Annotated in this window: 10 protein-coding genes; 7 read left to right on the top strand and 3 right to left on the bottom strand. The window is 63.8% G+C overall.

What is annotated here, in order from left to right; all coding sequences use genetic code 11:
- Nucleotides 1-31 precede the first annotated feature (31 nt).
- The 5 genes from ACN22W_RS33435 to ACN22W_RS33455 all read left to right on the top strand — a co-directional run bounded on the left by ACN22W_RS33435 (nucleotide 32) and on the right by ACN22W_RS33455 (nucleotide 7,745).
- Entirely contained in the window at nucleotides 32-988 is a 957-nt protein-coding gene (locus tag ACN22W_RS33435) for a fumarylacetoacetate hydrolase family protein (protein WP_419690362.1), read from the top strand.
- Complete coding sequence (locus tag ACN22W_RS33440) at nucleotides 985-2,979, top strand: acyl-CoA synthetase (protein WP_419690363.1); 1,995 nt, start codon at nucleotides 985-987, stop codon at nucleotides 2,977-2,979. Before ACN22W_RS33435 ends, ACN22W_RS33440 begins: the two co-directional genes overlap by 4 nt.
- Before the next feature lie 115 nt (nucleotides 2,980-3,094).
- A complete protein-coding gene (locus ACN22W_RS33445; RefSeq protein ID WP_419690364.1) occupies nucleotides 3,095-3,832 on the top strand; it encodes an OmpW/AlkL family protein in 738 nt (245 codons plus the stop codon).
- 54 nt (nucleotides 3,833-3,886) lie between these two features.
- Nucleotides 3,887-6,865 (top strand): molybdopterin-dependent oxidoreductase, encoded by a 2,979-nt coding sequence (locus ACN22W_RS33450; RefSeq protein WP_419690365.1) that lies wholly within the window; start codon nucleotides 3,887-3,889, stop codon nucleotides 6,863-6,865.
- A 10-nt stretch (nucleotides 6,866-6,875) separates the two neighbouring features.
- Nucleotides 6,876-7,745, top strand: coding sequence for a 4Fe-4S dicluster domain-containing protein (locus tag ACN22W_RS33455; protein ID WP_419690366.1), 870 nt, complete (start codon nucleotides 6,876-6,878; stop codon nucleotides 7,743-7,745).
- Between the two features lie 519 nt (nucleotides 7,746-8,264).
- Here ACN22W_RS33455 and ACN22W_RS33460 read toward each other — a convergent pair.
- The 3 genes from ACN22W_RS33460 to ACN22W_RS33470 all read right to left on the bottom strand — a co-directional run bounded on the left by ACN22W_RS33460 (nucleotide 8,265) and on the right by ACN22W_RS33470 (nucleotide 13,169).
- The gene (locus ACN22W_RS33460) at nucleotides 8,265-11,363 is read right to left on the bottom strand and encodes an efflux RND transporter permease subunit (protein ID WP_419690367.1); all 3,099 of its coding nucleotides are present in this window, start codon (nucleotides 11,361-11,363) and stop codon (nucleotides 8,265-8,267) included.
- Nucleotides 11,360-12,475 (bottom strand): efflux RND transporter periplasmic adaptor subunit, encoded by a 1,116-nt coding sequence (locus ACN22W_RS33465; RefSeq protein WP_419690368.1) that lies wholly within the window; start codon nucleotides 12,473-12,475, stop codon nucleotides 11,360-11,362. Before ACN22W_RS33465 ends, ACN22W_RS33460 begins: the two co-directional genes overlap by 4 nt.
- A 76-nt stretch (nucleotides 12,476-12,551) precedes the next feature.
- Nucleotides 12,552-13,169, bottom strand: a complete 618-nt coding sequence (locus ACN22W_RS33470; RefSeq protein ID WP_175906376.1) for a TetR/AcrR family transcriptional regulator — start codon at nucleotides 13,167-13,169, stop codon at nucleotides 12,552-12,554.
- A gap of 97 nt (nucleotides 13,170-13,266) precedes the next feature.
- Between ACN22W_RS33470 and ACN22W_RS33475 the strand changes: the two genes are divergently transcribed.
- Entirely contained in the window at nucleotides 13,267-14,733 is a 1,467-nt protein-coding gene (locus ACN22W_RS33475; protein WP_419690369.1) for an efflux transporter outer membrane subunit, read from the top strand.
- 236 nt (nucleotides 14,734-14,969) lie between these two features.
- On the top strand, nucleotides 14,970-15,902 hold the full coding sequence (locus ACN22W_RS33480) for a helix-turn-helix domain-containing protein (protein ID WP_419690370.1): 933 nt from the start codon (nucleotides 14,970-14,972) through the stop codon (nucleotides 15,900-15,902).
- Nucleotides 15,903-16,271 lie beyond the last annotated feature (369 nt).

Here is a 16,271-nt window from a genome sequence, read left to right on the forward strand (position 1 = left end):
TCCGCCTGTTCGACTCACGAGAGACACATTCATGTCACTGCATGTCCTGCACTTCCGGCATCATGGCCGCGCCCAATGGGGTGTGGTCGCCAACGGCGCCGTCACGCCGATTCCCGGCGACTTCGAGACAACCGCGAGCTTTCTCGCGGCGAATCCGGTTGAACGACTCGTCTCGCTCGACGGACCGACGATTCCGGAGTCGGACGTGGAGTGGCTGCCACCGGTGACCGCCAACCAGCAGTTCGTTTGCCAGGGGGCGAATTACCGTCGGCACATGATCGAATCCGGCATGGATCCGGACGCGAAAAAGTTCAACATGATCTTCACGAAGGCGACGAGTTGCATCGTCGCCGCCGACTCACAAGTCGTGAAACCCCGGCACGTCCGGTTTCTCGACTACGAAATCGAGCTCGGCCTCATCCTCAAACGCGACATCACGTCTCATCAGCAGATCACCGACGCGAACCTGCACGACTATGTCGCCGGCACCGTGATCGTCAACGACTATTCCGCGCGCGATGTCCAGATCCCGCAGATGCAGTTCTACAAGGGCAAGAGCTTCCGGACGTTTGGCCCGGTCGGCCCCTATCTGTGCCTGCTCGAGCGGCGTGACTTCCCGAAGCTGAAGGCGCTCGACCTGACGTTGACAGTCAACGGCGCGGTGCGCCAGCAGGACTCGACATCGAACCTCGTCTACGGTCCGGCGGAAACGTTGACCGAGTTGTCGGGCGTGCACGACCTTCGCGCCGGCGACCTGCTCGCGACCGGCACGCCGGCCGGCTGCGCACTCAGCATCCCGTCGCCGCTCAAGCAGCGAGCCGTCGCGCTTTTTCCCGAATCCGTCAAATGGAAGATGTTCATGAAGGTGCAGGCGGGGCGAGCGCAGTATCTGAAGGCCGGAGACATCGTCGAAGCCCGGATCGCGAGCCGCGACGGGTCGATCGACCTGGGCGTGCAACGTAACGAGATCGTGGACGAAGCAGCATGAACGGTATCGCGACCCAGGACGACGTGCTGGCAATCGAAGCGCAGGGCCTTCCGGCCAACCTTCCGGCCAGCACGTACGAGATGATTTGCGCCGGTGCGGCCATCGATCCGTCCGCCCCCGCCCTCTCCTTTTTCATGACCGCCGACGCGCACCGCGACGCCGAGTGCTGGACCTATCGCGAGCTGGTCCGCGACATCACGCGCACGGCCAACATGTTCGCGCGCCTCGGTGTGAATTCGCAGTCGGTGATCGCTTATTTGCTGCCCAATCTGCCCGAAACGCATTTCGTGATCTGGGGCGGACAGGCGACCGGCATCGTATGCGCGATCAATCCGCTGCTTGAAGGTGAAGCGATCGGTCAGCTGCTCAAAGCCGCCGGCGCCAGCGTGCTCGTGACGCTCGCGCCATTTCCCGGGATCGATCTCTGGCAAAAAGTCGCGGACATCCTTCATGAGGTCGAGCCGCTGCGGCATCTCGTGCTGGTCAACCTGGCCGATCGCGTGCGGGGCATGGCGCAGTCAGCGGCACGCACGCTCCAGCACGACGCGTGTGCGCAGCTGTACGGCGATGGCGGTTTGCGCAGCGCCGTGCCTGCGCACATCCAGATCCACGACTTCGGTACGGCAATCGCGCAGGAATCCGGTACGGCGCTCGACAATGCGCGCCGCATTCAACCCGGCGACATGTCCTCTTACTTCTGCACCGGTGGAACCACCGGGTTGCCAAAAATCGCGATGCGCAGTCACGGCAACGAAGTGGCGAATGCCTGGAGCGCCGGCCGGTTCCTCGCCGACAGTATCGGCCCCGGCAAAACGACTTTTTGCGGCTTGCCGCTCTTTCACGTCAACGCCGCGATGGTGACCGGCCTCCTGCCATTCTCGCGCGGTGCCCATGTCGTGCTCGGCACACCGCAGGGTTACCGGGGCGACGGCGTCGTCAAACGCTTCTGGGAAGTCGTCGAACATCATCACATCAATTTCTTCAGTGGCGTCCCGACGCTTTATGCTTCGCTGCTCGACATTCCCTCCGAGGATCATGTCATTGACTCGCTCGAATACGGCCTGTGCGGTGCCGCGCCGATGCCGGTCGGCGTCTTCAGGGCCTTCCAGGAAAAAACGGGCATCCGGATTCTCGAAGGTTACGGCCTGACCGAAGGAACGTGCGTGAGCAGCGTCAACCCGCCGAACGGCGAGCGTCGGCTGGGATCAATCGGGCTTCGCATCCCCTTCCAGGCGATGAAGGCGGTCGTCGTGGACGATGCGGGACGGTATCTGCGCGACTGCGCGGCTAACGAGGAGGGGTTGCTCGTGATCTCCGGGCCGAACGTGTTCACCGGCTACACGCGTCCCGACCAGAACGAGGCCCTGTGGCTCGATCTCGGCGACGGCAAGCGCTGGCTCAACACCGGCGACCTCGGCCGCTGCGACATCGACGGTTACTTCTGGCTGACCGGCCGCAAGAAGGAGTTGATCATCCGCGGCGGACACAATATCGACCCGGCGACGATCGAGGAACCGCTGCATCGACACCCGGCGGTCCAGATTGCAGCGGCGATCGGGCGCCCCGATGCATATGCCGGCGAGTTGCCGGTCGCGTATGTTCAGCTCAAGCCGGGCATGACCGCTAGCGAACACGATCTGGAAATGTTCATGCAGCAGGAGATCGCGGAACGCGCCGCCCTGCCCAAGCACGTCCGAATCGTCGAAGCGATCCCGCTCACCGGCGTCGGCAAGATATTCAAACCGGAACTCAAGCGCCGCGAGACGAGTGACGCACTCCGCGCGGCATTGGACCAGGGCGGAGCGCCAGGCGCATCAGTCGACGTCTCGACCAGTGGTTCCGGCGGAATGTCGGTCTCGGTCGAGCTGAGCAATCCCGGGCTCGAGACTGCCGCGCGCTTCGTGCTGGGACGTTTTCCGTTTGCATTCTCGATCTCGTTCGCAGCGGAACCCATTCGATCGTCCGGTCCGGCAGCAACAGATCTGCGGTGACGAAGGCGCGCGACTAGCCGCGACAACACATACTCCGAGAGCGGCTCGTCACGATCAATAAGGTATCCAAATTAACTGTAGTTCTTTAATCGGACCGAGACAGAGGAGACGCAAGATGAAATTGAGGCGAACGACGAGTTTCGCAGGTGCGGTGGTTTGCATCTGCACGGCAGCACTTGCCGACAACGCAGATGCGCAGACCGCCGGAAGCATCACTACGTCGGTTGGATGGCTGCACGTCGCGCCCCAGGGCGACGCGACGCCCCTGACCGTGCAAAGTGTCGGCGGCGTAACGGTGAATCAGCAAATGGCTGGTACCGGGGCGCATGCCAGCTCGACGGATACGATGGGCATCACCACCGAGTACTACGTCACCGACAACATTGGTGTCGCCATGCTGTTTGGACTGCCACTGACAGTCAATCTGGTCGGTGACGGGACGTTGCAGAAGTACGGCACCCTCGGCACGACAAGGCCGATGCCGCCCGCCATCGAACTTCGATATCACCTGTTTTCAGCTGAATCGAAATTCCGTCCGTACGTAGGACTTGGCGTCAACTACACGTGGTTCACCCAGGTTCGGGCGACCAATCGCCAGTTCGTCTCCGACAGCTTCGGGCCGGGCGGCTCGGCGCGCGCGACACTCAGTTCATCGTGGAACCCGGTGTTCGAGCTCGGGGCGAGTTACGCGATGACCAAACATTGGTCTGTCGGTGCTTCCGTCGGCTACATGCCGGTGAAGACCCATCTCACGTTATACGGACAGACCGCGACCGGGACGCAGATCGTTTCCACATCGACGCTCCGACTCAATCCCGTCAACGTTTTCCTGAACGTCGCTTATACGTTCTAACGGGTGCGCCCCAATGCCAGTCCCCCGCATGGAAGCAACACTTTGGATCGAACGATGAAACGACAGGCTCTCAAGACCATTCTTTTTGCCTTGCCCAAGGTTCTGGACCTGACGGCGCGCCGCTTCCCCGCCTATCGTGATCGCCTCAAGGAGCGCAATCTCGTCGCGTGGATCGGGCTCATGGATCAAAGCATCGGTCGCGCCATCGAGTTCAGGAATGGCCGCATTCGGTCGCGCGCCGGCAAGCATCCGCGGCCCGACGTGCGCATGGCCTTCAAGGATGTCGCCACGGCCCTGAAGTTCCTTTCGCCCAGCCCGGACCAGGGCGAAATCGTCCACGCCGCCAAGAACTTCAAGGTGGTCACCGAGGGCGACGACGAACTGCTGGTTTGGCTCATGCAAACCCTGAGCATGATGCGCACCGTCGGCCTGCCGATGGGCACGCCCATGCGCGACGGCACCAGACGCTACACCACCTGTACCAATGGCGGGCCCTTGTTCGTCTACGTCAAGGATGGACGCATCGTCCGCGTGACCCCCATCGAGCTGGACGATACCGATGCGTCAAGTTGGGTGATCGAGGCACGTGGACGCCGCTTCAGCCCACCACGGCGTGGATTGGTCGCGCCCCACGCGTTGACCCTCAAATCGCTGGTCTACTCCGACAAGCGCATCCTTCACCCGATGAAACGCGTCGACTTCGACCCTGACGGCGAGCGCAATCCGCAGAACCGCGGCAAGTCCGGCTATGTGCGTATCAGCTGGGACGAGGCCCTGGACATCGTTGCCAAGGAAATCAACCGGCAGAAGCGTATTCACGGCCCCGGCTCCATCACGTTCCCGATGTCGTCCCACCATCAGTGGGGTAACGTGGGCTACTACCTCAGCGCGCTGACGCGCTTCGCCAACCTGATCGGCTTCACCCGGGTCGCCGCGAATCCGGATAGTTGGGAAGGCTGGTACTGGGGCGCCATGCATCATTTCGGCAACTCGATGCGCGTCGGCGTGCCCTCCGGCTATGGCGGCCTCGAGGATGGTCTCAAGGAAGCCGAAATGATCGTCTTCTGGTCCTGCGACCCCGAAAGTACCAACGGGGCCTATGCCGGATTCGAAGGAACGCCGCGCCGCCTGTGGGCCAAGGAGCTCGGCATCGAGTTCGTTCACATCGACCCGCACTGCAATCCGACCGCACAGCTGCTGGGCGGCCGCTGGATCCCGATCCGGCCGCAAACCGATGCCGCCCTGGCTACCGCCATCATGTACGTCTGGACCGTGGAGGGCCTGTACGACAAGGACTACGTCGCGACGCGCACGACCGGCTTCGACGATTGGAAAGCCTACCTTCTGGGCGAGACCGACGGTACCCCGAAGACTCCCGAGTGGCAGGAGAGCGAGACCGGCGTGCCGGCCAAGGACGCCCGTGCGCTTGCGCGCCTATGGGGCAAGAAGAAGGTGCATCTCGCCGTCGGGATGACCGGCGCGGGATTCGGTGGCGCGGGCCGCGGCGCGACCGGGGCGCAATGGGCGCGCTGCATGATCATGATGATGTCCATGCAGGGCTGGGGCAAGCCGGGGGTGAATTTCGGCTGCCTCGAAATCGGTGTCCCGCACGATCTCCAGTTCTACTTCCCTGGCTACGCGGACGGCGGAATTTCGGGCGACCTGGCGTGGACCGCCAATGCGGTGGACAACTACCAGCGCATGCCGCATATCCTGACCATGAATCCCGTCAAGCAGATGGTGCCGCGACAGCAGATGCCCGATGCGATTATCAACGGTCACGCCACCGGTTATCTCTGGGACGGCATGTCCCAGGAAGCCCAGTTTGCGCCGTTCACCTACCCGATGCCCGGCTATTCGCCGATCCACATGATCTATCGCTACGGCGGATCCGCGTTCAGTACCGTGACGAATTCCGGACGCTGGACGGAGGCCTACCGGCACTCGAGCATCGAATTCGTCGTCAATCAGTCGATCTGGATGGAAGGCGAAGCCCAGTTCGCCGACATCATCCTGCCTGCGTGCACTTCGCTGGAGCGCTGGGACATCGGAGAATGGGCGAATTCGGGCGGCTACGCCCACCATGGGTATGGCACGGTCAACCATCGCATGCTGACGCTGCAGCACAAGTGCATCGAACCCTTGGGCGAGTCCCGCTCCGACTACGACATTTTCACCGCCATCCTGACTCGGTTGGGCCTGGGTGGCGTTTTCACCGAAGGCTGCGGCGATCTCGACTGGGTCAAGCGCGTCTTCGACTCGTCGGACCTGCCCGATCACATTTCGTGGCGCGAATTCTGCCGCAAGGGCTACTTCGTCGTGCCGCCCGAAAAGCCCGAGCTTCGCCATCCCGTGGACATGCGTTGGTATGCGGAAGACAGGAAGAAGGACCTGCCGGAACCTCATCCGCTGCCGTCACAGTTCTCGGAAAAGTTCGGCAGGGGCCTGCAGACGCCGAGCGGCAAGCTGGAGTTCGTACCCGAGTTGCTGAAGCGGCACACTGCGGACAATCCCGAGCGGCCACCGCTCAACCGATATATCCCCTCCTGGGAAGGTCTGCGCTCGGACCTGGCTCGGCGCTACCCGCTGCAGTTGATCGCCACCCACAGCCGCTACAGCTTTCATACCCATTGTGACGGCAAGAATTCTGCGGTGAACGGCATCGACGATCATCGCGCACTGATCGCAGGGCACCGGTTCTGGCTGCTGAGGCTCAATCCGGCTGACGCCGCCATTCGACGCATTGCCCATCGCGATCTCGTCAAAGTGCACAACGACCGCGGCGCCGTGATTTGCGCGGCCGATGTCTCGCCCCTGGTGAACGCTGGAGTGGTGAAATCCTACGAGGCGAGCGCTGAATTTCAGCTGATCGAAATCGACGGCGAGCAAGTCGAGATTGGCGGTTGCATGAACATGCTTACCCCCGACCGGCCGCAGACCTCCGGCACCAGCAGCATGAGTCCGAATTCCTGCCTGGTGCAGGTCGAGAAATGGCGCGGTGCCGAGGCGTTCATGCTCGGTCGCGCAGCTTGAGGAATTTCAAATGAGCAAGTGGAACCTGATTATCAAAGTCGGCCGTTGCGAGAACTGCCAGAACTGCGTGATCGCCGCGCGGGACGAGCACGTCGGCAACGACTTCCCCGGTTACGCGGCACCCGCTGCGGCCAGCGCCGAGAGCCCTATCCGCATCCTGCGTCGTGTACAGGGTGATTCGCATATGATCGAGACCACTTATCTGCCGGTCATGTGCAACCACTGTGACGACGCGCCCTGCATACGTGTGGGCGGTAGCGCCATTCGTAAGCGCGCCGACGGCATCGTCATCATCGATCCGGACAAGGCGCGAGGCCGAAAGGACATCGTCAAGGCCTGCCCTTATAAGGCGATCGTCTGGAACGAAGAGCTGCAACTGCCCCAGATCTGGATCTTCGATGCTCATTTGCTCGACCAGGGGTGGTCCCGTCCGCGTTGTCAGCAGTCGTGCCCCACCGATGTTTTCGAGACGGTCAAGCTCGATGACGCAGCGATGACTGAGAAGGCCCGACGCGAGGGACTCAAGGTATTGCGACCCAACCTGGGCACGAAGCCCCGCGTCTGGTATAGCGGCCTCGAGCGTTGGGAAACGTGCTTCGTCGGCGGAAGTGTCAGTGTCCAGGCAGGAGACGTGGTCGAGTGTGTCACGGATGCGGCCGTCACCTTGTACGTCGGCAATCGGCAGGTAGCCGAAACCGTCTCGGACGGCTTCGGCGATTTCCGGTTCGACGGCCTGGCCAGGGGCAGCGGCCCCTACCGAGTCAAAATCCGACATGCCCTCGGCAACGCTTGGCGCGAGTGCGAATTGGACGACAGCACCTACCTGGGCGAGATCAGGCTCAGTCAGTCGACAAACGCCGTGGCGATCGATTGTTCGTGATCCGAGCAAGGCTGGCCGCTGCGGCAATCGCACCGGTCTCCGTAGCACCGCCCGCTGGTTGCATGAGAACTTCACCGACCACAGCCAGGCGGCTACCGACTCCAGTGGCCGTGACCAAACTTCATTGAATCGGGAGAACCGGGATGACACACCTGCATGCCGATTTCAGCAACATCGGCGATCCATAGGTAAGCCGACTGCTCACGGCTTCGATCGGCGCAGCGCACAAGAGGGTCAATCCTTCAATTGAAATTGCCGGCCATGACCTTGCTGCCGAGCAACTGGACCATCTCAATAGTCCCGAGTTCGCCGTGGTACGAAGCTCGGAATCGCTCGCCTGCCCCACTGTATCGTATAGTCAGCAAGCCTATGATTATTTTGACTATTAAATTGGGGCCTTGACGCAAAGCACCGCCAGGTTGAGGTGGATCTAACCGGAAAATTGCACAGAAATCAAAGGCCTCCCTGGTTCACATCGACGGCCCCGGGCGAGCCCCTCATCGCCCGGAGCGCACATGTCTACGAAGTCACGCTGGCGCTGGGTTCGAGCGCAGAGTGGCTTTCCTCTGCCCCGGGCCGGATCTTGAACCAGATCGAGTACATCGCTGGCAGAAACACCAACGTCAGTATCGTTCCGGCGAAAGTTCCTCCGATCAGCGTATACGCCAGCGTGCCCCAGAACACGGAATGGGTCAGCGGAATGAACGCAAGCATCGCGGCAACCGCAGTCAGGATCACGGGCCTCGAGCGCTGCAGGGTGGCCTCCACCACCGCATCGAACGGCGCCATGCCCGCACGCGTGTTCTCTTCGATCTGGCCGATCAGGATCAGCGTGTTGCGCATCAGGATGCCGGACAGCGCAATGAGCCCCACCAATGCGTTGATGCCGAAGGGCTGATTGAACAGCAGGAGCGTCGGCACCACGCCGATCAAACCCAGCGGACTGGTTGCGAACACCATCATGGTCGCGGCAATCGAGCGCGTCTGGAAAATGATGATGAGCAGCGTCAGCGCAATCATGATCGGGAACAGCGGCGCGAGCGCATTGGTCGCCTTGTTGGCCTCCTCGATGGAGCCGGCCTCCTCGATCCGGTAGCCGCCCGGCAGCTTCGCGATGATGGGCTGCAATTGCGCGAGCATCGCGGTCGACACGTCGGGCGGTTGCAATCCTTCGGCGATATCGCCACGCACGGTGATCGTCGGCGTTCGATCGCGACGGCGCAGGATCGGATCCTCCATGCGGATGTCGACCTTGCCGACCTGCGAGAGCGGCACCCGCTGCCCTGCGTTTCCGATCAGCGTGAATCCTTCGATCCGTTGCGGGTCGAGCCGGGTGTCTCCCGCCGAACGCGCGACCAGCTCCACCGAACGAATGTCCTCGCGCACGTGCGTGACGGGAATGCCGGTCAGCAGGAATTGCAGTTGCTGCGCGACCGAGCTGGACGTCAGCCCGAACGACCCGAGACGATTTTGATCGAGCGTGAAATGCACGGTGGGAACGCGCGGCCCCCAGTCGGCGTTCACCGTTCGCATCATCGGGCTGGCGTTCATGGTCCGCTCGACCTGCGCGGCGATGGTGCGCAACGTCCCCGCGTCCGGGCCCATGACCCTGAACGCAACGGGGTAAGGCGAGTAAGGGCCGAACACCAGCTGCGTGACGCGAACCTGCGCCCCGGGCACCAGTCCTTCGGCGATGACCTTGCGCAGACGGAATTTGAGCGCTTCCCGCTGACGCTCATCGTTCGTGCGGATCACGATCTTCGAGAAGGACGAATCCGGCAGCTCCGGGGACATGGCCAGATAGAAGCGCGGAGCGCCCTGCCCGATGTACGAGGTCACGATCTGCGCTTCCGGCTGCTTCGCGAGCCATGCCTCGACCTTTTCCGTTGCCGACGCGGTCTGCTCGATCGAAGTCCCATAGGGCATCTGCACTTCGACGAGCACTTCCGGGCGATCGGACGTCGGGAAGAACTGCTTCTTCACCAGTCCCATGCCCATCACGGCGACGACGAACGACGCCACCACGATCCCGGCGACCATCCACTTGCGGCCGATCACGCGCCCGAGGAAACAGCGAAAACGCTGGTAGTTCCGCGTGTTGTAGATCGCCTCGTGGCCGCCTTCGATCACGGCAATGTCGGGTAACAGCTTGACGCCGAGGTACGGTGTGAAGACGACGGCCACGACCCACGAGGTGATCAACGCGATGCCGACGATCCAGAACATGTTGCTCGTGTATTCGCCGGCCGTCGAGCGCGCGAAGCCGTTCGGCATGAAGCCGACCGCCGTGACCAGCGTGCCCGACAGCATCGGCGCGGCCGTGTGGCTCCAGGCGTAAGCCGACGCCTGGACGCGGTTATAGCCCTCCTCCATTTTCACGACCATCATTTCGATCGCGATGATCGCGTCGTCGACGAGCAGGCCCAGCGCGAGAATCAGCGAACCCAGCGTGATGCGGTCGAAGCTCTTGCCCGTGGCGGCCATCACGACGAAGACCCCCGCGAGCGTCAGCGGCACCGCCGCCGACACGACGATGCCGACGCGCCATCCCATGCTCGCGAAGCTCACGACCATCACCACGAGCAGCGCGACGAAGAACTTGACCATGAATTCGTCGACGGCCGAATGGATATTGACGGCCTGGTCGGTCACCTTCGTGAGGCTCATGCCCAGCGGCATCCCGCCGTTGATCGACGCGACCTCCGCGTCGAGCGCCTTGCCGAGGTTGAGCCCGTTCCAGCCGTCCCGCATCACGACGCCGAGCAGCAACGCCGGTTCGCCGTTGTTGCGAATCTCGAACGTGGCCGGGTCTTCGTAACCGCGCTCGACGGTCGCCACATCGGAGAGCTTCAACGTGCGGCCCTGAACGACGATCGGCGTGTCACGAATGGTCTGCAGCTTGTCGAACGCGCCTTCGACGCGAATGAACACCTGCGCGCCCGCCGTATCGATCGAACCGGCCGGCGTCAGAACGTTCTGGTTGTTCAACGCGGCGAAGATCTCCTGCGGCGTCACGCCGAGCGTCGCGAGCCGGTCGTGCGAAAACGAGACATAGATCCGTTCCGCCTGCTCGCCGATGATGTTCACCTTCTTGACGCCCGGCACATGCAGGAGCCGCTGGCGCAATCCCTCGGCGTCGCGCACCAGCACTCGTTGCGGCTCGCCTTTCGCCTTGAGCGCGAACAGCGCGAACGTTACGTCGGAGTACTCATCGTTGACGAGCGGGCCGATCACGCCGGGCGGCAGGTTGTCCGCCTCGTCATGCAGCTTCTTGCGCGCCTGGTAGAACTCCTCGGGCACGTCCGCGGGCGGCGTACTGTCGAGCAAGGTCACGGTGGTGAAGGCCAGCCCCGGCCGCGTATAGGTCTCGGTCCGGTCGTACCAGCGCAGTTCCTGCATGCGCTTTTCGAGCGGCTCGGCCACCTGGTCCTGCATTTCCTGAGCGGTCGCGCCGGGCCACGCCGTAATGACCGTCATCGACTTGACGGTAAAGGGCGGATCTTCGGCCCGCCCCAGTTTCAGGAAAGCGATCACGCCGGCGATCGAGATCAGGATGATCAGAAACAGCGTGACCGAGCGCTCCCGCACCGCGAGCGCCGACAAGTTGAAGCCGCTCATTGCGCCGCTCCTTGCGCGGAGACGGATGCCGCGATCATCTTGTCGAGACGCACCTGCTCTCCGTCGTGCAACAACTGGGCACCGAGCGCGACGACCTGGTCGCCCTCGCGAAGGTCGCCTGTCACCGTCGCACTGTCGTCGCTCAATGCGGTGACACGCACCTTGCGCCAGGTCACACGCGACTGGGCCCGGTCGACCGTCCAGACCCCGGTGCCCGAGCCCGGATCGAACACGGCGCCGACCGGCACCACCATGCCGGCGGTTGCGTGGCCGGCATCGCCGGCGAGATCGAGCGTCACGGTCGCGCCGAGCGGCGCATTCGACAGCGCGCCCTGGAGGACGTACCGCGCCTCGTAGGTTCGCGTCAGCCGATCCGCGGAATCGGAGAGCTGGCGCAGGACGGCGGGAACGGGCTTCCGGGCCGCGCCGTACAGCGTCGCCTCGGCAATCGAGCCGGATGCGGGACGCAGCGTCTCGGGAAGCTGGACGACGGCCTCGCGGGGGCCGGCATGCGCGAGCCGCACGACGATTTGCCCCGGCGCGACGACCTGGCCAGGCTCCGCCAGCGTCTCGACCACCACGCCGTCGGCGTCCGCCATGACGACGGCGTATCCGGACGCGTTGTTCGCGAGCACCGCCTGCGCCTGCGCCGCGACGAGCTGGGCCTTCGCGGAATCCGCGGCCGCCTTGAGCTGGTCATAGGTCGATGCCGAAACCGCGCCTGCCGCGACGAGATCCCGATAGCGCGCCTCGTCGGCGGCCGTCTGCGTCGCCCGCGCCTGCGCGGCATCCACGAGCTTCTGCTGCGCACGGGCCTGCAGCCCCAGATCGATCGGATCGATGCGCATCAGCGGCTGGCCGCGCTTGACCGCCTGGCCCGCGTCGACCAGCCGCTCGATGACCTTGCCCTGAACCCGGAAACCGAGATCGCTCTGAACGCGGGCGCCCACGACACCCGAAAACGACCGGCTCGCCCCCGCCGCGCCGTGAACGGCGCTCGTACGTACAAGTGGCGCCTCGGTGCGCGGATCGGCAGCCGGATGCTCGCCGCATGCCGCGAGCGCAAGCGAAGCCACGCCCAGTGTGTAGACAAAATGATGGCGCCGGAACATGAGGTCCCCTCTCGCAAAGAACAGGAGCCCTCATTCTGATACCAGTGACCAATTTAGTCAATAGTCACAACAAGATTCATGGTGCGAGACTTCTGAGGACCAGGTTCGCGAGTTGGGTCGTCGCCTGTTCCGCACCGTCGAGGTTGTACTGGAGCAGCAGCGGATTGAAATAGGGCTTCATCACCAGAAAGATCCCGTTCACTGCCTCGTCCTGCGGGGTCTTGCGTTCGAATTCGCCGGTTTCGCGCCCGAGCCGCAGGATCTCGGCGACGAGTTGCCGGATCTGGTCCTCATAACCCTGGACCGATGGCCAGGGCGATGCGGCCGACACGGCGGCGATGTCGTAGAGCTTGCGATCCTGGAAGAAGAGCTCGCTTCCGGATGCCAGCAAGGTCTTGAACATGCAGCGAAATTTTTCCGTCGCGCTGTGCGCTCCTTCGATGTTTTCCTTGACCGCGGCGATCATCGCGGCGAGACGATTCGCGCAGATGACTTGACCGATCGCCTGTTTGGAATCGAAGAATTTGTAGATGTAGGCTTTCGAAAACCCGATTTCCTTCGCGAGGTCGGAAACGGTGGTCTTTTCGAAGCCGTAGCGGCTGAAGTATTCCGTTGCGGCGTCGACGATCTGCGCGCGAACTTCGTGGTCCGAGGGGCCGCGGGACGGGGAGGCGGAGGGAGTCGGTTTGTTCATGTCTCAAGCTTAGCCGCTCAGCCGTGAGTTGACAACTTGTGACCATATTGTATATTGGTCACACCATCCGCTCTCCCTTTGCGCTCCCGAGATGATCATGCCCCTGCACCGTCCACTTGTTCTCCTGGCCAGCGTCGCCGCCCTTTCAGCGTGCGCCGTGGGTCCCGACTACCACCGCCCGGATGCGCCGCTGGCGCAGCACTACATGACCAAGCCGCCCGCCGGCACGGCACAGGCTCCGGTTGCCGATCTGTCCGCCTGGTGGGAAAGCTTCAACGACCCGCTGCTCACGCGCTACGTTTCGCTGGCGCTGGCGCAGAACCTGGATCTGGCCCAGGCCGTCGCGCAAATCACTCAGGCGCGCGCACGCCTCGGCACGGCCAACGCGGCGCTCCTCCCGTCGGCCTCGGTTTCCGCGTCGGCGGCCCGCGCCTATCAGTCCGTCGACACGCCGTTGGGGCAATTGCTCAATGCCACGCCGGGTTACGCGCGCTGGGGCACCGAGTACGAAACCAACCTGGAGGCCGGTTGGGAGATCGACATCTTTGGCGGTCTGCGCCGCCAGCGTGAAGCCGCGCTCGCCGATTACTCGGCGACGCAGGCGGCGGCGGTCGCCACCCGCCTTGCCGTCGCGGCCCAGACCGCGGACATTTACGTCACGATCCGGGGGCTCCAGGCCCGTCTGGACATCGCGACCCGACAGGTGCAGACGCAGCAGGCACTGCTCGCGGACGTGAAACTCCTGTATTCGAAGGGTGCGGCGGCCGACTATCAGGTTCAGCAGGCGCAAGGCGCGCTCGATCAGGTTCAGGCCGGCGTGCCCGTCCTGCTCGCGGCGCTCGATGCAGCGTCGAACGCCCTCGACGTGATGCTCGGCACGCCTCCCGGCACGCACCGCGCGGAGCTGAGCCCGCCCGCCGGGATCCCCGTTGCGCCGTCGCTCGCGGAAATGGGCACGCCGGCCGATCTGCTGCAAAGACGTCCCGACCTGATCGCCGCCGAACGTCACCTCGCCGCGGCCAATGCAAGCATTGGCGCCGCGATCGGCGAGTACTACCCGACGGTTTCGCTGAACGCCTTCCTCGGCAGCGCGACCTCCGCCGCTGCCGGCACGTTGTTCTCGGGCGGCGCCAACCAGGCGGCCGGCCTCGTCGGGCTGCGCTGGCGCCTGTTCGATTTCGTGCGTATCGGCGCCGACGTCGAAGCGGCGAAAGGCGCCGACGCGCAAGCGCTCGCGGCATATCGGCAGGCCGTACTCCGCGCGTCCGAGGACGTCGAAAACTCGCTCTCTTCATTGGTGAATCGACAGGCGCAGGCTGTCACGCTGTCGCATGCCGAGTCGTCGTTTTCCCGCGCCAAGGATGCCTCGATGACCGCGTACCGCAGCGGTGCCGCGAGCTTCATCGACGTATTGCACGCGAACGAGACGCTGCTGCAGGCCGCCGACGCGCGCGCGCAAGCACAGACGGAATCCGCGCGGGCAGCGATCTCGACGTTCAAGGCGCTCGGCGGCGGCTGGGACCCGGCATCGCACGTCGGTCAGACGTCATTGAGTTCACGCTGACGAAGCCGCCCTGCGTTGGCGCGCGCAACGAAGCCCGCGCACCTTCCGGTTCCGCGCGAGTGCGACGCGCACCATTGGCGTGCGCGTCGCACCCGCGATCGGACAGCGTCGCGCGCGTGACTGCACGCATCGCGCGGCCGTCATCGAATTGCGCTAAATTGGGCCTGATTTCATTTGAACCCGCCGTCGGGTAAAGGCACGCCACACCCGAACGGGCGCACTCCAGGGCGCGATGAATGAACGACAAGGATCCTGTCGATTTCGGGCAACCCGTTGCGGACGACACACTCGCCAAACGGTTTCTCCTGCGAGATGCACCGACCGTGCGGGCCGGCGTTTTCTCCCAGGGGCAACCGATTTCGTTCACACGGTTGATCAACCCGCGGCCCCAGCCGGGGCGCTCGCTCACGCCGCAACCGGAGGAAGCCTTCGTCTTCCAGATGCCGCTGATACTGGGCCCCGATCCCGGCCTCCGTTATTCAAGCGGCAATCTCGACGCGTCCGCGTCGTGCAGTCCCGGCAGCTGCTTTCTGCTCGACCTGCGCTCGAGCCCGACGCGCCGTCTCGACATGCCGTTCGATACCATGCGGCTCTATCTGGCCCAGGGCGCGATCGAGGAATTCACCGATCAAAAGCGGCGCCGGCGCATAGGAGGACTCGTGCAGCCGCATCTCGGCGCCAGCGACCCGGTGCTGTTCAGTCTGTCGCATACGCTGCAGACGGTCCTGCGGCAGCCCGACCTGACGAGTGCGCTGTTCATCGATTACCTCGCACTGGCGTTCTGCGAACACGTCGTCACACGCTACGGCCGAGCCGATCCGGCGCTCCGGCCGCGCCGCTCCGGACTCGCTCCCTGGCAGATGCGGCGCATCGAGGATTATTTCGCGTCCCACCTGCACGACAATCCGTCGATCGCCGATCTCGCGCGCGAGTGCAATCTCTCCACCAGCTACTTCGGCGAAGCCTTCAAGCAGACCACCGGCAGCACACCCCATCAGTGGCTGCTCAAGCGCCGTATCGAGCGCGCGAAATCGCTGTTGCGGGAAACCGATGCGAGCCTGGCCAGCATCGCATCGGATTGCGGATTTTTCGACCAGAGCCATTTCTCGCGCGTGTTCTCGCGTCTCGAGGGGTGCGGGCCGAAAGACTGGGCGCAGCGCAACCGATAGCCCCGGACCGGCGCAAACGTCACGGGCGGCGCATGTGTGCCCGCTCGATATGCGCCGACGCACCCCGCACCACCGCCCCCTGATCCGGATTCAGCCCCTGCCCCCGATATTCGACGGTCGTCCGCGAATCGTCCAACGAACCGGTGTTTTATACAAGATCGCGCGGGCACCCCGCGGGTACGCTTCTCTCACATCGACTCGTCGATGCCTCCGTGGCGCGTCACTCGTCGAACGGGTGGCCATCGCGGTCCGGCCGTTTCATGTCGGCGCACCTGCCGAAATAGCACGTTGATTTTCCCGTAAAGCCTCGCGCGGCCGCCCGCCCCGAAACGGCATGGCGCTGCGCCGGTTCGCCCACCCCTCCTGGAG

This window comes from Burkholderia theae, from assembly GCF_048565265.1.
Classification (GTDB): domain Bacteria; phylum Pseudomonadota; class Gammaproteobacteria; order Burkholderiales; family Burkholderiaceae; genus Burkholderia; species Burkholderia theae.